The following is a 23,167-nucleotide window of genomic DNA, read 5'->3' as shown; positions in this document are numbered from 1 at the left end:
TATTAAGAAGTATGGCACAAAAATTTACAGTAAAATCGTTCCGGGAATCGAAGGAGAATAACCGTAAGATCAGCATGCTCACTGCCTATGACTATTCAATGGCAAAACTGCTGGATGCTGCCGGGGTCGATTCTATCCTGGTGGGGGACTCGCTGGGAATGGTGTTTCAAGGAAACGCCTCCACACTTCCGGTCACCCTCGACGAGGTGATATATCACACCCGTGCGGTTGTCCGGGGTGTAAAAAACGCATTGGTGGTAGCCGACATGCCCTTCCTGTCGTATCATGTCTCACGGGAGGAGGCTGTACGGAATGCCGGCAGGCTGATCAAGGAGGGCGGTGCCGAAGCTGTCAAGATGGAGGGGGGCGCACTTTTCATTGAAACGATAAAAGCGGTTGTGGACGCACAGATCCCCGTTATGGGACATATTGGACTGACCCCGCAGTCGGTCAACGTGTTCGGCGGGTTTAAGGTACAGGGGAAAGAGGAGCAGAGTGCAAAGCAGATACTGGAAGATGCCCGGTTGCTTGAGGAAGCCGGCGTCTTTGCCATTACACTGGAGTGCATTCCCGACAAACTGGCCCAACTGATCACATCGTCACTCCGCATCCCGACCATCGGTATTGGTGCCGGAAAAGGGTGTGACGGGCAGGTGTTGGTGATCAACGACATGTTGGGCATGTACAGCGACTTTGTCCCTAAATTTGTAAAACAATATGCAAAGTTGAACAGCGAGATTTCGGCAGCTGTCGGGGATTATGTCTCGGATGTAAGGGAGGGGCACTTCCCGTCTGAGGAACACACCTTCGGCATCGATGCCGATCTGTTGGAGAAACTATACTGACAAACAACCCTATGATCATAACAACTGTAAAAGAATTGAGGGAATACCTCGATCTGCAGCGCAGGTCGGGCAAAACCATCGGTTTTGTCCCCACCATGGGCTTTCTGCACGAGGGACATCTCTCGCTGATCCGCAGGGCTAAGGCCGAAAACGACATCGTGGTGGTGAGCGACTTCGTCAACCCCACCCAGTTCGGGCCCAACGAGGATTTTGAATCCTATCCCCGCGACATCAGGCGCGACGAAGAGCTGGCCACGGGAGCGGGTGCGGATCTGATCTTCTACCCTTCGGTGGAGGAGATCTATCCCCGCGGAAGTTCCACATTTGTGGAGGTGACCGGCGATATCACCCGCATACTTTGCGGTGCATCCCGGCCGACCCATTTCAAGGGGGTCACAACGGTAGTGACCATCCTCTTCAACATCGTGCAGCCCCAAAAGGCCTATTTTGGACAAAAGGATGCGCAGCAGGCAGCCGTACTGATGAAGATGGTGGCCGACCTGCACATGAACATTGAACTGGTGGTCTGCCCTATCGTCAGGGAGCCCGACGGTCTGGCCATGAGTTCGCGCAACACCTATCTGTCGCCCGAAGAACGGGCACAGGCTATCATCCTGAATCGGGCATTGCTTGAAGCCAAGGCAGCATTCGAAACGGGTGAGGATGATGTTGAGCAGCTGACCAGGCTGATTACCGGCAAGATCAGCGAGGCTCCATTGGCCAGTATCGATTACGTAAGCATATATGCTTACCCGTCGCTGGAACCAACTGAAACAGTCAAGGGGAAAGCGCTTGCAGCAGTTGCTGTAAGATTTGGAAAAACGAGATTGATTGATAACATTATTTTAGAGAAATAGATGCAACTCACTTTGCTAAAAGCAAAACTTCACAAGGCGACCGTAACGGAGGCCAACCTCAACTATACCGGCAGTATCACCATCGACAAGGATCTGCTCGACCAGAGCGGCATCCTGGTCTGGGAGAAGGTCTGCGTAGTGGATATCAACAATGGACAACGGTTCGAAACCTATGTGATCGAAGGGGAGGCCGGCAGCGGTACCATCTGCCTGAACGGTGCGGCAGCACGACTGGTACAACCTGGCGACAAGATCATCATCATGGCCTATGTATCGTTGACGCCCGAGGAGGCCAAGGTGCACCAACCCGGGGTGTTCATTCTGGACGACAACAACAGGATAAGCGAAAAGATCTGACCCTATGCTGAACATCGCCATCACGGCAGGAGGAACGTCGGAGCAGATCGACGGGGTCAGGCGGCTGACCAACGTCAGTACAGGTTTGCTTGGCTGGCACTGTCTGGAGGCTGTCATGGAACAGCTTCAGGCTGCCGGGCGACACGATTTTCGCGTCACCTATATCCTGACCGACACGGCCTACAGGGGGGTATTGAGTGACAGGCAGCACCCCTTTGTGGATTTTCTGCCTGTCAGCGATGCAGAGAGCGTTTATCATGCCGTGGATGAGTTAACCAGCAGAGTGCCGGTGGACTTCTTTATCCACTCCATGGCCATATCCGACTTCACCATTGCTTATGCCGCCGCCACTGACGAGTTGGCCAGGGAGATTTGCCGCCTGCCGTTCAGTGAGGAAGAGGGTGTCACTGCAGTAAGGGAGGTGCTTGAACATCCTTCCGGCAGATACACTCTTTCGGAGAAGATACCGTCCGGCCACAATCTGGTATTGGGATTGAAACGGACCAAAAAGGTGATTCCGCTGATCAAGCGAAACAATCCGGCCACCTTTCTGGTGGGGTTCAAGTTGCTGAGAGATGTAACGGAAGAAGAGCTGATACGGATTGCCAACCGGCTGGCCGAAGAGAATGGTTGTGACATGGTGTTTGCCAATCAACTGGGAGAGCTGGGAGAAGAGAACCATTCCGGCATGTTGATCCGCTCGGGCGAAGTGATTGCAAGGCCGACCGGGAAAAGGGCCATTGCGGCAGCAATAGTTGAGGAAATGATGAAACAAGGAGGAATTCAATGAAAACGATCGTTATCGGAGTCTCGGGCGGAATCGCCTGTTACAAGGCAGTGGAGGTTGTCAACCAGCTGAAGAAGGATGGCTACAACGTGGAGGTGATCATGACCAGATCTGCCCAGGAGTTTGTCACTCCCCTCACATTCAAGACCATGTCGCACAACCCGGTGGTTACAGAGATGTTCGATCCGGTGCGGGAATGGGACACAAAGCATATCGACCTGGCCAAGGCGGCCGACCTGTTCGTCATCGTCCCGGCAACCGCCAACATCATCGGGAAGATCGCTTCGGGAATTGCTGACGACATGCTCTCCACCACCGTGATGGCTGCCCGGTGTCCGGTGCTTATCTTCCCTGCCATGAACAGCTACATGTACGAAAATCCGATCGTGCAGCACAATATCGAAAAACTGAAAGGTTGGGGGTATCATGTCTATGATACCGCCGAAGGGGAGCTTGCCTGCGGTGATTTCGGAAAGGGGAAGCTGCTTCCCTGGGAAGATATTGTAAAGATCATCGAAGAGTTTCCAGACGCCACGCTTTCCAGGTAAGGTTTTTGCGTCCGGGAATTCTGCTTTTATCCATCCGGATAGGTTGACCATTGATGTAAATGAATTACTATATTTGTATTTTCAATCTCATTGAAGCTATTAACCCATCTCTTAAGTGCCTCGTCTTGATTTATTTCATTTGTTGGGAATAACCCGATACTTGTCGGTCTGTATGTATCACCCTTCTCATATCCAACAAACATTTCACCTCCCATATGTTCTGGGTGTTCAACAAAGTATTTGTTATACTCAAGTGAGACCGGTTTTACTTCTTCAACATAGCGTCCCTCCTTTTTGTCCCAATTCGTATTGCCTGTTTTGTATTCACCCGTCCTTGCGACTACCGTATCAATAACATCAATCGCATTTGCGGCTGGCTTGTTTCCTGTCCTCTTCCTTACAATAATGATATCACTTGTTGCTTTTGTGCCGGAGAATGTCTCATTGTTTAGGCGGAATGCACCAATAACATCAGACTTCTCGTCCGAAGTAATCCATTCCCGGAGCTTACGGCTCTTGTCAAGTGTTCCGCTGGATGTAATGAAGATGCCTATCCCTCCATTCCGCAACTTCCTGATGTTTTTAGCGATGAAATAGTCATGAATGTCTTTGAACTTTTTCGAAAGATCCTTGTCTATCTTATCGTTTACCCTGAATCCAGTAATGAATGGAACATTAGTGATGGCTAGATCAACAGATCCATTTTTAATGTCTGTCTCTTCAAATCCCTGCACGTTAACCTTTGCATCCGGATATAACAGTTTTAGGATATTGCCACTTATGGTGTCGATTTCAACTGCCTCGATGTCGGATCTGTTGCTGATTGATTCAGGCATTAATCCGATGATGCTGCCAATACCTGCGCTACTTTCAAGGATTTTTCCTCCTTTAAATCCGAGCTTACCTGCAATATCCCATAGGGCATCTATAACCGATGCCGGTGTGTAATATGCAGAATTGATATTGTTGACTGCTGATTCGTACTCCTCGCTGTCAAGTACTTCGTGTAGTATTGTGTTTTCTGGCCCTGGGTTATTGAAGAAAGTTCCCAATCCACCCCATCCGCTATACTTCCGTAGCATTTCAAAGTCTTCTTGGCTTGGGACTGTAACCCCATCCTCCATTAGCTTTCGCATCAGCTTGATAGCTGCGATGTTCGCATTAAAACGAGCACTGGGGGGATGTGGGAGCGTAATCTGTCCCTCTTTTGCTTCTATTATTGCGGGTATTCTTTTTTACATCCCCGCTTTGATTGCTCTCAGGTGAGTCAGGTAATCTTCTGCTTCCTGTTTGGTTATCGGCAGTATGTGTTGTATCACGTCTATCCACTCCGTTTCTGTCAGTTCGCTTAGACTCATTCCCTGTTCTTCCTCCCAACGCATCATTCTCGTTAGATTGTTGTCTTCCTCGTTCGGTTTGAGTGGTGCCATCTTGTAACTTAACTTCCTCATTTTGATTGGTATTTATAGGTTCGACTTCTTCTATATCATGAAACAAAGGTTGCATATTGTTCTTTGATTCCATAATATTTTCAGTCTTTAATTTAGTTTTTTTTACCTTTTCAGGTGCTTTCTCTACATCGTTTGTCTCCTGTTCTAATTTTCTAAATCTAAGTTCACTATTCAGACCATTAAGTAGGATTTCTGCCATCTCCTGAGCCGTTACGTCGGCTTTCATTCTTTGGTTGCCTAATCCTCTATATTTGTGCTCTCTCGTTGTTACACGCCAAATAATTGAGCCGTCTACTTTGTAGTTGTCATAGTCGTTACGATCTCTTGCATATTCAGGCTTGTAAGGAATTGATACATAAACGCCGTAATCAGGGTTCTTTTTTCCCCATAGTATAAATGTAGCATCGCCACCTGCGGGTGCTATATTAACGTTGACTATTTGTGCTTTACCTTTGCTGTTTGTATCATGTTCCAGTCCTGTTATCTTCGCAACTGCTTTAACAAACGAAGTAGCATCTTTCTTAATCGGACCTTTAGCAAGTATATCAATAGGGTAGTCTGCTAGTATACCTTCTGTTGTATACTCTTTACCTGCTAGTTTTAAGTTTGCTAGCTTCTTGTCAATCTCGTTAAAAAGTTTTTCCGCTTTCTCAATTTGCTCAGTTGCTTTTTCTATTACTTCTCCTGCTCTTTGTTTATCACTTCCGACATTTTCTGATTCACGTTCGATAGCCTCTGATGCTGTTTCAACAACTGCTGTTTCAGCTTCAATAGTTTCTGTGCTTCTTTCTCCTTGTTCATCGTTATTTATGTTTTTTGGGTTTTCAAAATCGTCAAATGCTAATACATCACTATAGCTATCCATGGTTTTGGATAGATCCTCCATGCCAGGCATATGCCTTGCTCCTTCGTAGGCTTCTTTCTTAGCTTCGGCAGTGGTAGCATCAACCTTTGCAGCTTCTGCTTCTACATGGGCTGAAATGGTATTATCATCTATTGATTCCCCTGAAGGTCCTTTTTCTCCTGTTTCCTGTTCTCGTTGGTCTGAAATTTCGGATCGTCCGGATCTATTCCCTGTGATTTCGCTATAGCTCTGAGGAGAAGGTTCATCTTGTCGAGTGCTTTCTGTTTGTTCTGTTCCATATCCAAATTTTGAAAGAATTAAGTTTAGTAAATGAGACTTTTGTAGTACTTCCCCAAACAGGTTTTGCTGTCCAGATTCAATAACCTCAGCCTCTGTATTGTATATTTCAAATATACTACGAATTTCTTTATCTTTTAAATTCTCAAGAACTTTTGCAAGCATCTTTTCAGCTTCAGAATAAATCTCACTTGCTGACGCATCGAATAAGTTCGTTTGCATGAGATGAAGATCAACCTTGCTCCCTGCACGTTTTGCTTCATACAGCAAGTGTACGGCATTATTAAGCTCTTCAATTAGTGCGTAATTTTTCAATGAAGAGTTCTTGAATAACTGCGTCATCGATCGCATCAAAGTCTGCTGGATTGACCTCATTGTGTCGATCTTCCTGATAGCTTGTTCCTTGAAAAGGGTTAGAATTTTTTTCTCACGCCTCCTCATCTTATTATTATTCTTCCTCTCCTGCAACGATAAAGAGGGAGGGGTTGATACGATCGTCTTGTGGGAACAGGGCAAAGGGAGTTGCAACAATTATCGGATACCATCGTTGATCGTGACCGGAAAAGGGACTTTGCTCGCCTTCTGTGAAGGGCGTGAAGCAGGTGATACAGGTGATATAAACCTGTTGCTGAAACGTTCTGAAGATAACGGAAAGAGCTGGAGTGAAGAGCAGATCGTATGGGATGATGGTGGCAACACCTGCGGAAATCCCTGCCCGGTAATCGATGAGGAGACTGGTCGTATCTGGCTCTTTTTAACCTGGAACAACGGCAAAGAGAGGGAAAATGAGATCATCCGAAAAACATCACGATCTCCCAGGCTACCTTATGTCACCTACTCCGACGATGATGGTAAAACATGGTCTGCCCCCTTAAGTCTTGGTGAGAGTTGCCGCTATCCCTCCTGGGGATGGTACGCTACCGGTCCAGGCGTAGGTATTCAGCTAAGGAGGGGACTCCACAAAGGGAGGCTGATCATCCCGGCAAACCACAGCTACGACGATCCGGAAGGGAATCTGGCCAATGGGCCCTACAGCTATGGAGTCCATGTGATCTACTCTGACGATCATGGCAAGTCGTGGCAGATCGGTGAACCGATCACGCCGGGATGCAATGAAAGTCAAATAACGGAATTGTCAGACGGGATCTTGCTCATGAACATGCGGTCCTATAACAATCAACAGGCAAGGGGTGTCAGCTACAGCAAGGATGGGGGGGGGAAACATGGTCGGATATTGAGCATGATTACCAGTTGGTAGAATCAGTCTGTCAAGCATCCGTCCACTGCATTGAAGTAGCAGAGGGCAAACTGGCACACCTGTTTCTTAACCCGGCTGTCTCACGCGGAAGGAGCCATCTTACACTCAAGGTCAGTTTCAACGACTGCCAGGAGTGGAGCAACAGCAAGCTGGTTTACAGCGGTCCTGCAGCCTACTCCTGCATTGCCCAACTGGCGGATGGACGGGTAGCCCTCTTTTTTGAAGCAGGTGAAAAGAATGCAGCCGAGAAGCTCGTATTCACCTCGTTCGAATGGAATGAGATTTTCCGTCCGGGAACCCTGCTTCAGGAGTTGTCCACCTTTCAGTAACTGTTCAGAAGGGGAAGAGTAGCGGCAGGGCAAATACCATGAGCACCATAAGCACAACCTGGAGGGGCAGTCCCACCTTCACATAATCCATGAAACAGTAGCGCCCGGCCGACATCACCATGGCGTTTGGAGGTGTGGAGAAGGGGCTTGCAAAACACATGCTGGCAGCAACCGCCACGGCTACCAGAAACGGATAAGGACTGACATCTAGCGAAGCAGCGGCTTGCAATGCAATGGGTGCAAACAGGATAGCTGTCGCCGTGTTGCTGATAAACATCGTCAGGATGGAGGTCCCCAGATAGATTCCAGCCAACACCAGATGTGGTCCGTTGCTCCCCAACGATCCGACGATGCCGGAAGAGATCAGCTCCGATGTTCCCGTCTTCTCCATGGCAGTTGCCAGTGGCATCATGGCGGCAAAGAGGACAACGCTCTCCCAGTTGATGGTACGATAGGCATCGCGTACGCTCCGGAAACATCCCACCAGGATCATGGCTACAGCAGCCATCAATACCGCTACTACGGGGGGGAAGAGATTGAATACCATTGCCGCCACCATCAACACCATAATGATCCCGGCCGCAGGTGCCTTCTCCTCGAGCGGCACCTTGGACGCCTCCACCGAGGGCTGGCCAATCACCACAATCTCGGACTGCAATCGGCTCAACCGGTCGATATCCTCCCAGGTGCCCTGTACCAGCAACATGTCGCCCGACTGGATCTTCTCATCCTTCACATTCTGCACCACATAACGGTCTTTTCGCTGTATGCCGATAATGTTCACGTTGTAGTTGTTCCGAAAGCCCGACTCCTTGACGGGGCGACCAATGATATTGGAGTTGGCGAGCACCACCACTTCGGCCATCCCGATCTCGTCAAACTTCAGTTTTCCAGAGAAGGAGGGAATGGAGTCGTCCGAAGAGCGGTCCAGAAAATTCAATCCGTTCTCTTCAACAAAGCGGGAAACGTTGACAAAATCGCCAACCAGGTACAACACATCATTATCGCCCAGTACCGAGCCCGCCTCCGGCAACTCTTGCGTGATGCTCTTCCTGAACGGGGTGACTATCCGGTGACGTATTTCGGTGATGGTCACTGCATACTGCTCCGTAATATTGAGTTCGGAAAGTTTTTTCCCTACCACCGCCGATTTTTCATTTGTCTCTACCCTGTACATGTTCTCTGCCAGCCTGTACTCCGTGACCAGCTGTTTTGGCGATTTCACCGTCGAACGGCTATCATCATCCTCCCTACGATCTTTCCGGTCGAGCATCCTGGTCAGGGGCCACAACAGTACAATTCCGAAAAGCAACAACAGGATACCAACGGGCAAGGTGGTAAAAAACGAAAACCCACGTTCCCCGGCCTCAACCAGTGCATTGTGGGCGATAAGGATGGGAGGCGTACCGATCAGCGTCATCATCCCGCCGATGCTGCTGGCGAAAGCCATCGGCATCAGCAGACGCCGTACGCTCAAGGAAGAAGAGGCAGCCATGCTCACCACGATTGGCATCAGCAACGCCACCGTTCCCGTATTGCTCAATACCGAGCCGATAAGTGCGGTCACCGATACCACCAGCAGAAAAAGCTTATAATCGCTGTTGCCGGCAAAGCGCAACACCCTTTTACTCACCATTCCTGCAAGACCTGTCTGGAAGATGGCACCCCCAACAACAAAGAGAGCCGCGATCATGATCACGATGGGGTTGGAAAATCCGGCAAGGGCCTCCTCCGGTGTCAGCACATCCGTAAGCAGGAGGGCCAGCAGCGAACAGAGTGCCACAATATCGGAACGGATCTTTCCCCAGACAAACAGGGCTGCAGTAACGATCAATATGATCAATGTTGTTATCATCTCTCAGGACTCCTTTCCTATCATTGTCAAAAACGTTTTTTCATCGATAATCTTCACCCCCAGCTTTTCGGCCTTCTCCAGTTTGGCTGGCCCCATATTCTCCCCGGCAAGGATGAAGTCGGTATTCTTCGATACCGATCCGCTGTTCTTCCCGCCGTGTTGCAGGATCATGGCTTTGTACTCGTCGCGTGAATGCAACTCGAAGGTTCCGCTGATCACCACGGTTAGCCCGGCCAGCCGGTCGCTTCTTGTAGCCAGTGCATCCTCGCTCAACCGGAACTGCAGGCCATGTGCCTTGAGCCGCTCAACAAACTCCACCGACCGGGGATTCCGGAAAAAGTCACTGACACTTTGAGCGATCCGTTCACCGATCTCCTCCACCGAAGTAAGCTGTTCCACGGTTGCGGCGGCTAGCAGGTCGATATAGTGAAAAGCTGACGCCAGCTTCTGGGCTACCGTCTCTCCCACAAAACGTATGCCAAGAGCAAACAGCACCCTTTCGTAGGGAACCTTCTTCGACTTCTCGATGCTTGCCAGCAGGTTCCTGGCACTGGTTTCCGCCCAGCGGTCGAGTCTCACGAGATCTTCGAACCTCAACTCGTACAGGTCGGCGGCATCCCGTATCAACCCCTTGTCATAGAGCAACCCGATGGTCTCCGGGCCGATAGTGATGTTCATCGCCTTCCGGGTGACAAAGTGTTCGATGCGACCCTTGATCTGCGGTGGACAGTTTTCGCTGTTGGGACAGTAATGAACTGCCTCATCCTCGTTCCGCAACAGCGGCGTGCCGCAGTCGGGACAGTTGGTGGCAAACTCTACCCTCTCCCCTCCGGGAGCCCGGGAGGCCTTGTCCACTCCGGTAATTTTAGGGATGATCTCCCCTCCCTTCTCCACATAGACCATGTCGCCGATATGCAGGTCGAGCGTACGGATAGCATCTTCATTGTAAAGCGAGGCCCGCTTTACGGTTGTGCCCGACAACAGGACCGGTTCGAGGTTGGCCACGGGAGTGACTGCTCCGGTGCGTCCCACCTGGTAGGTAACCGACTCCAGGCGCGTGAGGGCCTTCTCGGCATTAAACTTGTAGGCAATGGCCCACCGGGGGAACTTGGAGGTTGAACCGAGGTTGCGCTGTTGCGAAAGGGAGTCGACCTTGAGCACCACCCCATCGGTGGCGACAGGCAGGTTTTTACGCTCTACCTCCCAAAAGCTCAGGAACTGGAGCACCTCTTCCAGCGAACGGCACTTTTTCATTGTCGGGGATACATGTAGTCCCCATCCCCGGGCAATCTCCATATTTTCGAAATGGCTACCCGACGGAAGCTCCTCTCCCATCAGGTAATAGATGTACGACTCCAGCCTCCTTGATGCAACCGCTTTGGGATCCTGCATCTTCAACGTTCCCGACGCTGCATTGCGGGGATTGGCAAAGAGCGGCTCCTCCTGCGCTTCACGCTCCCGGTTCAACTCCTCGAATACACTCCAGGGCATCAGTATCTCTCCCCTCACCTCAACGTAAGCCGGAATCTTGTCACCCTTCAGTACCAACGGAATGTTGCGGATGGTACGCACATTGGCCGTCACATCGTCGCCCTGTTTGCCGTCACCACGGGTAATGGCCCGCAAGAGTCGGCCATTCTCATATATCAGCGAGATGGATGTACCATCGAACTTCAATTCACAAACAATCTCAAACTCCTCGTTCAACGAACGTTTCACCCGGTTGAAGAAATCGGAAATCTCACCTTCGGTATAGGTGTTCTGCAGCGACAACATCGGATAACGGTGCTGCACCTGGACGAAGTTCTTGTTGATATCGCTTCCCACGCGCATCGTGGGAGAATTTGGATCGTAAAACTCCGGGTACTGCTTCTCCAGTTCGGCAAGTTGCCGCATCAGGGCATCAAACTCGAAATCGGAAATGGTGGGTTGAGACAATACGTAGTAATTGTAGTTGTGCTCGTGCAGTTGTCTTCGGAGAGTCTCTATCCTGGCCTTGACCTCCGAACGCATCTTGTCATTGGAAAAAAGATCTTCCATTGTAATTCTCCTTAATGAAATATTGTTGTCCACGGGTAACCGGTTTTCGCCCTTCTCCCGGTTGTCAGGCTCCCCACCGATGCCGATACGGTAAACATCTGCTGAAACAGCAGCTTACTCTCGGTAAAATGGAGGTTACAACTGAAACGGGCCTGTACCCTCTCCGACTCGATCAGGCGGATATACCATTCGCTTTCGACATACGATCCGGCACGCAGGAAGGCTGTTCCCCAATAGAGGTTGCCACCAAAGGTGCTGGCCAGTCTCATGCGCGGATCGCCCCAATAGAGCGTGTTGCTCGTACCGATTCCCCATATCTCGACGTCGCCCCGGGCAACAAAGCCTGCTGGTTTGAACAGCGCGCCTTCGAAACGACGATCCCTTTCGTAACCCACCAATGTTCCGGCAGCAACCAACCCGCTCAACCCGTTTGATCCCTCATACTCCACTCCTGCCATGGCCTGAAGCTGGAAATTCTCGCTCACCCCCTCACCTGTAACGGCCGGATTGGAGTTGGCATAATGAAACAGGTAGGATTGGAAATCGGCAAAGAAGAGTCCCCGCGACAGTCTCCCCGACATTCCCAGAAAGAAGTGTTCACGTCGGGTGGAGGTAGGATAGCCTGTCCGGTCGAACCAGGCGTTAAAGAATTTCCGATCGCTGCCAATCTGCCAGAAGACTCCCTGCATCAGTGGGAGATAATTGTTGACCGAATCCTTGAAGAAGAAATTATTGTAGTTACCCAACACCTCACTCCTGGGAAATGAGCCGACCCGGAACAGGAGAGCTGGCGATTTATATTGATAGTACATAGTTACATCCACCTTGTCCACCGCTTTCCCCATCCCGGGAATTTTCAGCAGATTCACCCCTGAAAGCAGTGAGTGCCTTTCGCCCCAGCCGATGCTCCCGAGCGGAGTGAGCCAGATTCCGTTCAGGGTAGCCGATTCGGCAAACGAGGATTTCTTGTATTCCCTGTTATCGAAAAAATAGTCCAGTCCCACTTTCCATCCATACTCCTGGGCAAACGCCGGAAAGGTGAAGAACAGCACCAGCAAGAGGAGAGCACCATGTTTCATATTGTTCGTCTTTCGGTCTGTAAAGATACGAAAATTCCCTATATCTTCTTATCCATCCATCGCTTGCTTCGAAGGTAAAAGAGCGAGAAGAGCATCAGCTGAAACCAATATACATGCTCGGTAGTCCAAGCCCAACCGACCGGCAAACGGAGATGAACGACGATAAACCACGAATAGAGGATATATCCAAGCAAAGTTACAATCTCAAAGAGCAACGCCCTTTGCGTGTTCCCGGTTCCGGAGACCGAACTGTAGAGTACCGTTCCCGCCGCATAGAAAGGGAGCGAGCTCAACAGCACATAGAGCGGTGCCACCGTATCCTCAATCAGGGAGGGATCGCTGGTGTAGATTTGGATAACCAGCCGTGGAATTATCGCAACGGCAAATACGATAGCAGACATCGAGCCGAGGCTGATCATGGTGACCCGCCTGATCAGGTTCAACACCTCGTTCTTTCTTCCTGCCCCGATAGTATTGCTCACCAGGGTGTTTACCGCCGAACCCAGGGCATGAGAGGGGATGGTGACAATGGTATAGAGACTTCGCACGATATTGGTAACGGCCAACGAGTGTTCGCCCAGGTAATTTTCGATAAAGACGAAGAACATCAGCCAGGTTACGATCGACAGCAGGTATTGGAGCATCATGTAGATGGAGATGTCGAGCACCCTCTTCACTACCGACCACCTGAAAATGATCCTCCGGAAGCCGTACTTCTCCAGATCGACCGTCTTTCTGGTGTAGAGAATGAAAAAGAGCGTGGATGAGGCTTCAGCAATGACCGAAGCCAGTGCCGCCCCGCCCATCCCCATTTTTGGCATCCCCAGGTTACCGAAGATCAGTCCATAATCGAGAACCAGATTTACCACCGCCATCACCAGCGAATTGATGGTAAGCACCTTTGTCCGGGCAATGCCGATATAGAAGGCCCGGAAGGTACTGTTGGCAAAGGCGAATACAAAACCGTATACCCGCCAGTCGAGATAACCGGAAACTGCCTCACTTATGTTTTCCGACTGGAAGAGGCGCATCAACACACCGGTAAGACCCAACTTGAAGGCTGCAATCAGCAGGAGGCCCGGAATAAGCAGGAACAGGACTCCCTGGATGACGATCTCCCCTATCTGGTGAAAATTTTTCTCCCCGTTGCGTCTGCCTATCAGTATCTGGCTTCCCATGCTGAACCCGAAGCCAATGGTGTAGATGGCGATGTAGATGATTCCGGCCAGTGCGGACGCACCCAGCTCCACCTCTCCAACACGTCCGAGAAAGGCAGTATCGATGACCTGAATAATGTTCTGCGCCAGCAAACTGAGCAGAATGGGCAGACTGATTTTTACTACATGCTTGTTGGAATACACAAAAAAGAGATGTACTGGTTTTTTTCTTCTTTCGTTTCAGCCTGCAAAGCAACAAATTTTTTATTGAAAAAAAAAGCAGAATATCAACTCTTTTCCAAAAAAACAGACGATCCGCTTTTCTATAAACAACTGAATATCAAAAACAAATAAAAAACCGATAAAAAGATTTTGCAGTTATGCGGATTTTTTTTATTATCTTTGTAATGAATTTGAAGAAAGTTAGTTAAATGAACCAAAAAAGAATTCTCTACATCACGCAGGAAATTTTTCCTTATTTACCGGAAACACAAATTTCGCAAATTTCGAGATACCTACCCCAAGCCATTCAGGACAAAGGTCACGAGATCCGGACATTCATGCCAAAATTCGGTAATATTAATGAACGGAGGAATCAACTGCACGAAGTGATCCGCCTCTCGGGCATGAATCTGATTATCGACGATTCAGACCACTCGTTGATCATCAAGGTTGCCTCCATACAATCGGCACGGATGCAGGTCTATTTCATCGATAACGACGATTTTTTCCAGAACCGCGAAACCCTTGCCGATGAAAAGGGAGAAGAGTACGACGATAATGACGAACGGAGCATCTTTTTTGTCCGAGGTGTGCTTGAGACCATAAAAAAACTGCGCTGGGTTCCCGACATCATCCATTGCCACGGCTGGTTTACCGCCCTGGCTCCAATTTATATCAAGAAAGGGTACAAAGACGATCCCTGTCTGAAGAACGCCAAAGTGATCTACTCCGTTTACGATGAAAATTTCGAAAAACCGTTCAAAGAGGGATTTTCGGAAAAACTTCGTTTCGACACTATCGGCGACAGGGAGATTGAAGATGTCAGGAAACGGGGAAAGATGGATTTTGTAAACCTTACAAAACTGGCCATCGACTATTCCGACGGGGTGATTCAGGGAAGTGAAAATATCCGGGAGGAACTGAACAAATACATTCTCGACAAACAGATTCCCTACCTGACCTACACCTCCGATTTCGACAGCAACCTGGAACGGATAGGCGAATTTTGCGACAAGATCGGTTCCTGAATTGTGGCAAAAAGAGGAGGTAAGGCCCATCATTTTTTGTCGCGATTGACAATTATCATTAAAAAAAACAAGAAAGCCTGTAATGGGCTTTTTTTTCAACTATTTTTTTCAGATATTTGCGTTCATAATTTTTTGAGACGAATGAAATTTCACACCTTATACAAGCTATTGAGCATCACCCTTGTGATCATTTTCACATCTTGTGTCGACACCCTCGACAAGATCGGTTTTTCCATACAGCCGGAAAATGACAGGGTTCAGGTGGGCACGGACACATTGACCTTATCGTCCCGGACCATACAGGTGGATTCTGTCTTCTCCCGGACCAAATATCCGATTCTGGGCGAGTATGTCGACCCGGTCTTCGGGTCCATCCGGTCTGATTATGTGGGGGAGTTCTACCTTTCCGAGAACCAGGTGTTTAAAGATGGTGCTGTTATCGATTCTGTCCGTCTGACCATCTCCTACACCTCACTGATAGGAGACTCGCTGTCGCCCATGAAGCTGGCGGTGTACAGGGTAATCGAAGCGTTACCCAAGAACCACAACTACACCAACTTCGACCCGAAGACGAAGGTCGACATGAGCGCTCCGCTCGGAACGAAGACCTTCACCGGCAAGAACAATACCTACCGTACGGAGACCTACTACTCAGGAACCACCTCGCAGACGATCAAGATCTACGAAATCCTCACCGATCTGCCAAAGTCTTTGGGCCAGCTGTTCCTCGATGAATTCAAGAAACCGGATCATGGGAAGTTGAAAAATACCGAAACATTCCGTGAATTTTTCCCGGGCCTGTACGTCACCACAGAGTTTGGAAGCAGTACGATCCTGAACGTAAACCTGACATCACTGAACATATTCTACAGCTACCTCGATCCCAAGGGATCCTCCACCAAGACCGACACGATACGAACAGCTGAGTACCGGCTGAACATCTCGCCGGAAGTGACGCAGATCAACCATATAGAGAACAAGAATGAGCAGCTGCTGGAAGCGAACGACAATGTCACCTTCGTGAAGAGTCCGGCCGGCGTGAATACCGAAATCACCTTCCCCATCTCGGAGATCTATGCTGATCTGGCCAACCGCTCATTGAACCAGGCCCGATTCACGGTCTACGCCATCCCCGAAGTATACCAGGATGAAAAGGTTAAGCTCTCTCCGCCTGACCATCTGCTGCTGATAAACAAGGATTCACTGAACGGCTTCTTTGAGAACAGGAAGCTACACGACAATGTAACCAGCTTCTATGCTTCTTTCGACCCAAATACCTACTCGTACAATTTCGGAAATATTGCCGCAATGATCAATTATTACAAGCGGCAGAAGAGCGAGCCGTTCGATCTCACCTATTATCTCATTCCGGTGGACATTACCTTCTCCACCACAAGCAGCTATTACTACTCATCGACAAGCACTCCCACTGCCATATACAACCAGATGAAACCGTCGGCAGCAATGCTTGAAAGGGCACCGGAGAAACTGAAGCTTGACATCATCTACAGCTCATTTTAGCATTTCCGCATCAATAAAAAATAAACGAGGGTGCATCACATGTGTGATTTCACCCTCGCTCTTTTTCCGGAATCCCCTTCCGGGGACAAAATGGGCTCCTCTCAGAAGAGCAGACCCTGTTCCGGCTCTCTCGTTCGTCCCAGATGCCGGTAGGCAAGCTCCGTGACTTCACGTCCGCGAGGTGTCCGCTTCAGAAATCCCTCCTTGATCAGGAAGGGCTCGTAGACCTCTTCGATGGTTCCCGCATCGTCGCCCACAGCCGTGGCAATTGTCGTGATCCCTACCGGCCCACCTTTAAACTTATCAATAATGGTAAGAAGTATCTTGTTGTCTATCTCATCGAGCCCATAGCGGTCGATATTCAACGCCTCCAGCGCATAAGTGGAGATTGCCCTGTCTATCTTGCCCGTTCCTTTCACCTGGGCAAAATCCCGGACGCGGCGGAGCAGGGCGTTGGCAATACGCGGGGTACCCCGGCTTCTTGAAGCAATCTCTTCGGCTGCGTTACGGGCACATGCGATATTCAGGATATTGGCAGAACGGAGAATGATACCCGTAAGGGTCTCCACATCGTAATACTCCAGGTGCATATTGATACCGAAACGGGCCCGCAGGGGACTGGTCAGCAACCCGCTCCGCGTGGTCGCACCAATCAGCGTGAACGGATTCAGGTCGATCTGGATGGAGCGGGCACTCGGACCTTTATCGATCATGATATCGATCCGATAATCTTCCATTGCACTGTATAGGTACTCCTCCACTACGGGCGACAAACGGTGAATCTCATCGATAAACAGCACGTCGTTTGTCTCCAGCGAGGTGAGAATCCCAGCCAGATCCCCGGGCTTATCCAGTACGGGACCAGATGTGACCTTAAAACCCACGCCCAGCTCATTGGCAATGATATTTGAGAGGGTGGTTTTCCCCAGCCCGGGAGGTCCGTGCAACAGGACATGATCGAGTGATTCGCCGCGCATACGCGCCGCGCTTACAAAAACTTTCAGATTTTCAACAAGTTTATCCTGCCCGTTGAAACCGTTAAAAGTAAGCGGACGCAACGCATTCTCATATTCCCGGTCACTCTCCTGGAAACTTCTGTTTAGATGTATGTCGAATGGCTCCTGCATAGTTGAATGTGCAAAAGTAGCTAAAAATAGTGAGTTCAGGAAATCTCGCCTCCCGATTCTCTGGAACATTTCCAGGCCTCGAGATTCCTTTTCAATCCACTGAATTTCGCTCTCTTTACGGCAGATTTGCTGAATATCTTGCGATAGGTATCTTCATCCATCTCCTGCAGACTCTCGTAATCGAGCGACAGGAACTGCTCGGAGGGGTGGAATTCCGGCGTGGTGTGCGGACGGGCATAACGGTTCCAGGGACAGACAAGTTGGCAGATATCGCAACCATACAGGTTATTGCTCATTCGAGGAATTATCTCGGGCGAAATCTCGCCCTTGTTCTCGATGGTCTGGTAGGATATGCACTTACGGGCATTCACCCATTTCGGTTTTTCGATTGCTCCGGTGGGACAGGCATCCAGGCATCGGCGACACTTTCCGCAGTGTTGAGATAGGGGGGAGTCGTAATCGAGTTCGAGGTCGACAATCAGTTCACCCAAAAAGAAGTAGGATCCTTTACCGGGAATGATCAGCAAGGTATTCTTCCCCACAAAGCCCAATCCGGCACGTGCCGCCCAGAAACGCTCCAATACGGGGGCGGAGTCTGAAAAATAGCGTCCGGAGACCCCGGGAGAACGACCCTGTATGAATTCTAAAAGCCGGCTCAACTTCTTCTTCACCACGTCGTGATAATCCTCACCGTAAGCGTAATAGGCAAACCGGGGAGCATCCTCATGCCGGAACCGGTGAGGAAAGTAGTTCAACGCAACCGAGATGATCGATTTTGCCCCGTCGACCAATAACCTGGGGTCCAACCGCTTCTCGATATTCCGTTCCAGATAGCTCATTCCTGCATGACACTCCTCAGAAAGCCATGCCATGTAACGCGCTTCCTCCCCACTCTCTTCGGCCCGGCAGATGCCGCAGGCATCAAAACCGAGCGAGCGTGCATACGCTTTTATCTCCTCGGAAAAAGTCATTGGAAAGAGATTTAAACTTAGTTTATTGAACCCCTCTTATCAGGATCAAATGTACAAAAAAGAGGGAATAAGCAGGCAATGGAGAGGGTAAAAAGAGCTTTATCCCGCTTTTTGATCCAAAAATTAGCTATTTTTGTACAGTTAAATCACCGGTATGGCCGATTCCGCACTAAAAAAGAAGACAACCGATTCCCTTTTCTGGAGTTTTCTCGACAAATTTGGGCAACAGATACTCAACTTTGCCAGCATGTTGATCTTGATGAATATCGTTGCTGCGGAGGAGTATGGTCTGGTAGGTTCGCTGGCTGTCTTTATCGCGTTTTCGTCCATTCTGATCGACAGTGGGTTCGGCCGGGTTCTACTGAATCGTAAAGAGCTGCACGAGGGCGACTATGCCACTGTCTTTTACTTTAACGTTTCGCTGAGCATAATCCTTTACCTGCTCTTTTTCATTTCAGCCCCACTGCTGGCAAGGATGTTCCATGCCCCTGCCATCACAAACATTGTCCGGATCCTATTCATATCGCTTATCTTCAATGCATTTGGCCTGATTCATCAAACCTTGCTCACCAAAAATGCAAATTTCAGAGGACTCACCCAGGTGAACACGCTGGCACTGCTGCTTTCAGGGGTAACGGCGGTCGTCATGGCCATCGCAGGATACGGTGTATGGTCGCTGGTCGCCCAGACGCTGCTCTACGCTTTTTTCCGCTCCCTCTTCCTCTGGTCCTATTCCCCCTGGCGGCCCACCGCACGATTCAACTGGAAGAGCCTGAGATCGTTCTTTGCCTTCGGCAACAAGCTGCTGGCAACGTCAGTAATTACTACTACGGTGAACAATATCTACCCGAGCCTGATCGCAACATTCTATCCGATGAACCAGGTGGCCTACTTCAACCAGGCGAAAAAATACCAGGAGATTCCCTTCCTTACACTGGGAAATGCATTCCGGTCGGTAGCGATGCTTATTCTGTCGGAAATCAACGAGCAGCATGAACGGTTAAAGAGAGTGGTCAGCAAGATCATCAAATCGATCGCATTCCTCGCCTTCCCCATCGGATTTATCATGATCGCCATTGCAGAACCTGTCTTCTACCTGCTTTTCAAGGAGAAGTGGCTACCTGCAGTCCCCTACTTCCAGATCCTCACCTTTGCGGGAATGCTCTCCCCTTTCATCCATATCTTTCAGGAGCTCTTCATAGCAAAGGAGAATGCCCGCTATTTCCTGGGAATTGAGCTGATCAAGGGAGTGATACTGGTAGTATTGATTCTCCTTCTTTTTCCACACGGCATCGCCGCCCTGGCCATCAGCTGGATCATCTATACGGTTGTCTCGCTCCTGATCTCCGTGATATTGGCGGGGAGAGTGATCCGGTACACCCTGCTGCACCTGATTAAAGATATCGGTCCCTACCTGGTTCTGGCGGCAATCAGCTCTGCTGCCGCCTACCTCACTACCCGGAAGATCGACAACAATGCGCTTTTCATACTATTCAACCTGGTTATTGCCCCTCTATTATATATCTTCATCTGCAAGCTCGTCAAGCTGGAGATGTTGAAAGAGATTGAACATTGGTTTGAAAAAAGAAAACAAGAGAAGAGATGAAGGATTTTTTACTCTATGTCCGTTTTGCGCTCGACTATGCACTAAAGAACAGGACGTTGTCTCATATCAAACAGTATAGTCGCTGGTATACCGATAAGAAATCGGGCGATTCTACCCTGAGTCGCCGCTTACCCTGGATGACCTACGATGCTGTTGATTTTCTTTCGCGGATATGTCACCCCGATATGGAGGTTTTTGAATGGGGATCGGGCGGATCTACCCTCTTCTTCGCCGCGAGGTGCAAAGAGGTGCACACCGTAGAGCATGATCCGGATTGGCGGGGTTTTCTCACTAAAAAGATGGAAAAGCTGCATGTTATGAATGTAAATATCCGGGAGATTCCGGGAAGCAGGATTGATGATTTCAACGAAAGGGATTATCGCAATCCCGACGATTTTGTGTCGAACGACAGGAAATCGGCCGGCCTCTCGTTCGAGGAGTATGTCAAAGCAATTGACCCCTTTCCTGAAGAACACTTCGATCTGGTGGTGGTGGACGGCAGGGTGAGGAACTGCTGCATTAAACGGGCCATTCCACATGTAAAGAGAGGCGGCTACCTGATTGTGGATAACACCGACAGGAGCTATTATCTGGCTCCCTTCCCAGAACTTCAGGATGCAACAAAATGGGAAAAGACCGAATTTCAGGGTCCGGTCTTTTTTCAGCATGCGTTCACCAGAACCTCATTTTTCAAAAGGCTCTGATCAGGCCAGCACGAAGTCCAGCTGCTTCCTTTCGAGGTTGGCACGTGCAACCTGAATGGAGAGTGGTTGACCAAGGCGGTATTCGCGCTTGGTACGTCGGCCTACCAGCCGGTAATTCTTCTCGTCGAGTTCGTAGAAATCGTCGTCCAGTTCGCGGATCGGGATCATTCCCTCGCACTTGTTCTCGTTGATCTCCACGTAGAGTCCCCACTCGGTAATGCCCGATACCACACCGTCATACACCTTACCCACCTTGTCAGCCATAAATTCCACCTGCTTATACTTGATGGAATCGCGTTCGGCATTGGCAGCCACCTGCTCCATGTCGGACGAGTGCTTGCACTCCATCTCCAACTCTGACTGGTCGACAGAGCTGCCTCCATTGAGATAACGCTCCAGCAGCCGGTGCACCATCATGTCGGGGTACCTTCGGATCGGGGAGGTGAAATGGGTATAGTAATCGAAAGCCAGACCGTAATGCCCCACGTTCTTGGTAGAGTAGACCGCTTTCGACATGGTGCGGATGGCAATCGTCTCGATCAGGTTCTCCTCGGGACGTCCCTGCACCTTGTCCAGCAACGAATTGATACTCTTCGCCACCTCCACCTTGCTCCCTTCTGTCTTTATCTTGTGTCCGAAGCGGAGAATAAAGGTATTCAGGGTATCCAGCTTCTCGGAATCGGGAATATCGTGGATGCGGTAGACGAATGTTTTTGCATTCTTGTTTTTCGGCACCTTTCCTATCGATTCCGCCACCGTCTTGTTGGCCAGCAGCATGAACTCCTCGATAAGGTGGTTCGCTTCTTTCGACTCCTTGAAATAGACACCCAGCGGTTTACCTTTTTCATCGAGGTTGAACTTCACCTCATAGCGCTCAAAATTGATGGCTCCATTGGCAAAACGCCTTTCCCGCATCTTCTGTGCCAGGTCGTTCAGTACCAGGATTTCCGACGAGAAATCGCCTTTACCGGTCTCAATTACGGCCTGGGCCTCTTCATAGGTAAGCCTGACATCGGAATGGATAACGGTACGGGTAATGCGCGACTTTTTAATCTCCGCATTCTCGTCGAGTTCAAAGATTACCGAAAAACAGAGCTTGTCCTCCTTCGGTCTGAGTGAACAGAGAACGTTACTCAACCTCTCGGGCAACATCGGGATGGTCCTGTCGACAAGGTAGATGGAGGTTGCCCTCCTCTCTGCCTCCCGGTCAATCAGGTCGCCCGGTTTCACATAATGGGTTACGTCGGCAATATGTACGCCCACCTCCCACAATGTGGGTGAAAGTTTACGAAGCGACAGGGCGTCATCGAAATCTTTGGCATCGGCCGGATCGATGGTCAGCGTAAATACATTTCGGAAATCCTCCCGTCGCGCAATCTCCTTCTTGTCGATCTTGTCGGGAATCAGTTCCGCCGCTTTCTCCACTTCGGCGGGATAGCTGTACGGTAATCCGTATTGCGCCAGGATGGCATGCATCTCGGTGGTATTGTTACCCGGTTTGCCCAATACGTCGATCACTTTGCCAACCGGATTGTTGGCTTTTTCGGGCCACTCCACAATCTCCACCACAACTTTGTCCCCATTCTTGGCACCGTTGAGTTCATCCATCGGAATAAAAATATCGTTGGCCAAAAACTTGCTGTCCATCACCAGGAAAGCAAAATATTTCTGTACCTCCAATACCCCCACAAACCGGGTCTGGGCGCGTTCCAGAATCTCAATCACCACACCTTCGGTGTCTGCATGTTTCCTCTTGGCAAGCAACTGAACACGGACCCGGTCGCCGTTCATTGCATGCTTGCTGTTCCGTTCGGGAATATAGATGATGTTTGCATCGTCATCGGGAACAAAGAAGTTCTTACCATTGCTTCGTCTCTCAAAACGGCCTTCAAGAATCAATCCGCGGTTATTTATCTTGTATCTTCCGCGAGAAGTCTCCAGCAATACGTCATAATCGCGTAGCCGGTCGAGGACTTTTATCAATACGCGCCGCCCCTCTTCTCCCCGGATGTTAATCGCAGCGGCTATCTGCTTGTAGTTAAACTGTTTCTCTTTATTGGCAGTCAGGAAATCGACAACAAGCTGTTCCAGCTCTTTCTTCTTCGGCTTTGACACCGATTCCGCAACTGATGTTTTTTTACTCATGTGATCAATATTGTTTCTCATATCAAATATTAAACAACGAAAAGCCGTTTTAGTTAGAACAAGGAGAGAAAAAATTATTCTTTTCCTCAGGTTGTTGAGCTCAAGCAGCTGAATCAACAGGAGAATGATTAAATTTGCA

The 23,167-nt window shown here is 49.6% G+C and carries 20 protein-coding genes; 11 read left to right on the top strand and 9 right to left on the bottom strand.

All coding sequences use genetic code 11. The features are described 5' to 3' along the window. The first annotated feature begins 11 nt into the window (after positions 1-11). The 5 genes from panB to coaBC are packed head-to-tail and all read left to right on the top strand — an operon-like array spanning position 12 to position 3,394. Positions 12-845: a 3-methyl-2-oxobutanoate hydroxymethyltransferase gene (panB, locus tag ING2E5A_RS03180; RefSeq protein ID WP_071136161.1), complete on the top strand. Its 834-nt coding sequence runs from the start codon at positions 12-14 to the stop codon at positions 843-845. Positions 846-856: 11 nt separating this feature from the next. Then, positions 857-1,702 carry a pantoate--beta-alanine ligase gene (gene panC, locus ING2E5A_RS03175; RefSeq protein WP_071136160.1) on the top strand — a complete coding sequence of 282 codons (846 nt, stop codon included), beginning with the start codon at positions 857-859 and terminating at the stop codon, positions 1,700-1,702. Continuing rightward, entirely contained in the window at positions 1,703-2,059 is a 357-nt protein-coding gene (gene panD, locus ING2E5A_RS03170; RefSeq protein WP_071136159.1) for an aspartate 1-decarboxylase, read from the top strand. A 4-nt stretch (positions 2,060-2,063) separates the two neighbouring features. Further along, positions 2,064-2,849, top strand: coding sequence for a phosphopantothenoylcysteine decarboxylase domain-containing protein (locus ING2E5A_RS03165; RefSeq protein WP_071136158.1), 786 nt, complete (start codon positions 2,064-2,066; stop codon positions 2,847-2,849). Then, positions 2,846-3,394 carry a bifunctional phosphopantothenoylcysteine decarboxylase/phosphopantothenate--cysteine ligase CoaBC gene (gene coaBC / locus ING2E5A_RS03160; protein WP_071136157.1) on the top strand — a complete coding sequence of 183 codons (549 nt, stop codon included), beginning with the start codon at positions 2,846-2,848 and terminating at the stop codon, positions 3,392-3,394. The genes ING2E5A_RS03165 and coaBC overlap by 4 nt, the downstream gene beginning before the upstream one ends. 26 nt (positions 3,395-3,420) lie before the next feature. On the opposite strand, the gene ING2E5A_RS03155 is transcribed toward coaBC, so the two are convergent. Both ING2E5A_RS03155 and ING2E5A_RS03150 read right to left on the bottom strand, forming a co-directional pair. Beyond that, complete coding sequence (locus ING2E5A_RS03155) at positions 3,421-4,530, bottom strand: Eco57I restriction-modification methylase domain-containing protein (protein WP_071136156.1); 1,110 nt, start codon at positions 4,528-4,530, stop codon at positions 3,421-3,423. Between the two features lie 25 nt (positions 4,531-4,555). After that, complete coding sequence (locus tag ING2E5A_RS03150; protein WP_154670014.1) at positions 4,556-6,301, bottom strand: hypothetical protein; 1,746 nt, start codon at positions 6,299-6,301, stop codon at positions 4,556-4,558. Between the two features lie 10 nt (positions 6,302-6,311). Here ING2E5A_RS03150 and ING2E5A_RS14950 point away from each other — a divergent pair, with 10 nt between their 5' ends. Continuing rightward, on the top strand, positions 6,312-7,244 hold the full coding sequence (locus ING2E5A_RS14950) for a sialidase family protein (RefSeq protein ID WP_197678515.1): 933 nt from the start codon (positions 6,312-6,314) through the stop codon (positions 7,242-7,244). Beyond that, the gene (locus tag ING2E5A_RS15570; protein WP_071136153.1) at positions 7,238-7,573 is read left to right on the top strand and encodes a sialidase family protein; all 336 of its coding nucleotides are present in this window, start codon (positions 7,238-7,240) and stop codon (positions 7,571-7,573) included. Before ING2E5A_RS14950 ends, ING2E5A_RS15570 begins: the two co-directional genes overlap by 7 nt. 4 nt (positions 7,574-7,577) lie before the next feature. On the opposite strand, the gene ING2E5A_RS03135 is transcribed toward ING2E5A_RS15570, so the two are convergent. Genes ING2E5A_RS03135 through ING2E5A_RS03120 form a run of 4 tightly spaced genes read right to left on the bottom strand, consistent with a single transcriptional unit; the run spans position 7,578 to position 13,908 of the window. Continuing rightward, complete coding sequence (locus tag ING2E5A_RS03135; protein ID WP_071136152.1) at positions 7,578-9,428, bottom strand: SLC13 family permease; 1,851 nt, start codon at positions 9,426-9,428, stop codon at positions 7,578-7,580. Between the two features lie 3 nt (positions 9,429-9,431). Continuing rightward, positions 9,432-11,468, bottom strand: coding sequence for an NAD-dependent DNA ligase LigA (ligA, locus tag ING2E5A_RS03130; protein ID WP_231960428.1), 2,037 nt, complete (start codon positions 11,466-11,468; stop codon positions 9,432-9,434). A gap of 11 nt (positions 11,469-11,479) precedes the next feature. Next, on the bottom strand, positions 11,480-12,547 hold the full coding sequence (locus ING2E5A_RS03125; protein WP_071136151.1) for a hypothetical protein: 1,068 nt from the start codon (positions 12,545-12,547) through the stop codon (positions 11,480-11,482). Between the two features lie 38 nt (positions 12,548-12,585). Next, a complete protein-coding gene (locus tag ING2E5A_RS03120) occupies positions 12,586-13,908 on the bottom strand; it encodes an MATE family efflux transporter (protein WP_071136150.1) in 1,323 nt (440 codons plus the stop codon). A gap of 227 nt (positions 13,909-14,135) precedes the next feature. Here ING2E5A_RS03120 and ING2E5A_RS03115 point away from each other — a divergent pair, with 227 nt between their 5' ends. After that, complete coding sequence (locus ING2E5A_RS03115) at positions 14,136-14,954, top strand: glycogen/starch synthase (RefSeq protein ID WP_071136149.1); 819 nt, start codon at positions 14,136-14,138, stop codon at positions 14,952-14,954. A gap of 141 nt (positions 14,955-15,095) precedes the next feature. Further along, positions 15,096-16,475 (top strand): DUF4270 domain-containing protein, encoded by a 1,380-nt coding sequence (locus ING2E5A_RS03110; RefSeq protein ID WP_071136148.1) that lies wholly within the window; start codon positions 15,096-15,098, stop codon positions 16,473-16,475. Positions 16,476-16,576: 101 nt separating this feature from the next. Here the strand turns inward: ING2E5A_RS03110 and ruvB are convergent, their stop codons facing one another. Then, a complete protein-coding gene (gene ruvB / locus ING2E5A_RS03105) occupies positions 16,577-17,602 on the bottom strand; it encodes a Holliday junction branch migration DNA helicase RuvB (protein WP_071136147.1) in 1,026 nt (341 codons plus the stop codon). Between the two features lie 35 nt (positions 17,603-17,637). Continuing rightward, a complete protein-coding gene (gene queG / locus ING2E5A_RS03100; protein WP_071136146.1) occupies positions 17,638-18,573 on the bottom strand; it encodes a tRNA epoxyqueuosine(34) reductase QueG in 936 nt (311 codons plus the stop codon). 154 nt (positions 18,574-18,727) lie between these two features. Here queG and ING2E5A_RS03095 point away from each other — a divergent pair, with 154 nt between their 5' ends. Both ING2E5A_RS03095 and ING2E5A_RS03090 read left to right on the top strand, forming a co-directional pair. Beyond that, positions 18,728-20,179 (top strand): lipopolysaccharide biosynthesis protein, encoded by a 1,452-nt coding sequence (locus ING2E5A_RS03095; protein WP_071136145.1) that lies wholly within the window; start codon positions 18,728-18,730, stop codon positions 20,177-20,179. Beyond that, positions 20,176-20,883, top strand: coding sequence for an O-methyltransferase (locus ING2E5A_RS03090; protein ID WP_071136144.1), 708 nt, complete (start codon positions 20,176-20,178; stop codon positions 20,881-20,883). The genes ING2E5A_RS03095 and ING2E5A_RS03090 overlap by 4 nt, the downstream gene beginning before the upstream one ends. Here the strand turns inward: ING2E5A_RS03090 and rnr are convergent, their stop codons facing one another. Next, positions 20,884-23,028, bottom strand: a complete 2,145-nt coding sequence (gene rnr / locus ING2E5A_RS03085; RefSeq protein ID WP_071138165.1) for a ribonuclease R — start codon at positions 23,026-23,028, stop codon at positions 20,884-20,886. Positions 23,029-23,167: the final 139 nt, after the last annotated feature.

The organism is Petrimonas mucosa, from assembly GCF_900095795.1.
Classification (GTDB): Bacteria; Bacteroidota; Bacteroidia; order Bacteroidales; family Dysgonomonadaceae; genus Petrimonas; species Petrimonas mucosa.
Note: the sequence above shows the minus strand (reverse complement) of the source record. Positions and strands in the feature narration are given on the sequence as shown.

Excerpts from the sequence above, each read along its gene's own strand:
- panB (WP_071136161.1), top strand. The coding sequence starts at position 12 with ATGGCACAAAAATTTACAGTAAAATCGTTCCGGGAATCGAAGGAGAAT.
- panC (WP_071136160.1), top strand. The coding sequence starts at position 857 with ATGATCATAACAACTGTAAAAGAATTGAGGGAATACCTCGATCTGCAG.
- panD (WP_071136159.1), top strand. The coding sequence starts at position 1,703 with ATGCAACTCACTTTGCTAAAAGCAAAACTTCACAAGGCGACCGTAACG.
- ING2E5A_RS03165 (WP_071136158.1), top strand. The coding sequence starts at position 2,064 with ATGCTGAACATCGCCATCACGGCAGGAGGAACGTCGGAGCAGATCGAC.
- coaBC (WP_071136157.1), top strand. The coding sequence starts at position 2,846 with ATGAAAACGATCGTTATCGGAGTCTCGGGCGGAATCGCCTGTTACAAG.
- ING2E5A_RS03155 (WP_071136156.1), bottom strand. The coding sequence starts at position 4,530 with ATGCGAAAGCTAATGGAGGATGGGGTTACAGTCCCAAGCCAAGAAGAC.
- ING2E5A_RS03135 (WP_071136152.1), bottom strand. The coding sequence starts at position 9,428 with ATGATAACAACATTGATCATATTGATCGTTACTGCAGCCCTGTTTGTC.
- ligA (WP_231960428.1), bottom strand. The coding sequence starts at position 11,468 with ATGGAAGATCTTTTTTCCAATGACAAGATGCGTTCGGAGGTCAAGGCC.
- ING2E5A_RS03125 (WP_071136151.1), bottom strand. The coding sequence starts at position 12,547 with ATGAAACATGGTGCTCTCCTCTTGCTGGTGCTGTTCTTCACCTTTCCG.
- ING2E5A_RS03115 (WP_071136149.1), top strand. The coding sequence starts at position 14,136 with ATGAACCAAAAAAGAATTCTCTACATCACGCAGGAAATTTTTCCTTAT.
- ING2E5A_RS03110 (WP_071136148.1), top strand. The coding sequence starts at position 15,096 with ATGAAATTTCACACCTTATACAAGCTATTGAGCATCACCCTTGTGATC.
- ruvB (WP_071136147.1), bottom strand. The coding sequence starts at position 17,602 with ATGCAGGAGCCATTCGACATACATCTAAACAGAAGTTTCCAGGAGAGT.
- queG (WP_071136146.1), bottom strand. The coding sequence starts at position 18,573 with ATGACTTTTTCCGAGGAGATAAAAGCGTATGCACGCTCGCTCGGTTTT.
- ING2E5A_RS03095 (WP_071136145.1), top strand. The coding sequence starts at position 18,728 with ATGGCCGATTCCGCACTAAAAAAGAAGACAACCGATTCCCTTTTCTGG.
- ING2E5A_RS03090 (WP_071136144.1), top strand. The coding sequence starts at position 20,176 with ATGAAGGATTTTTTACTCTATGTCCGTTTTGCGCTCGACTATGCACTA.
- rnr (WP_071138165.1), bottom strand. The coding sequence starts at position 23,028 with ATGAGTAAAAAAACATCAGTTGCGGAATCGGTGTCAAAGCCGAAGAAG.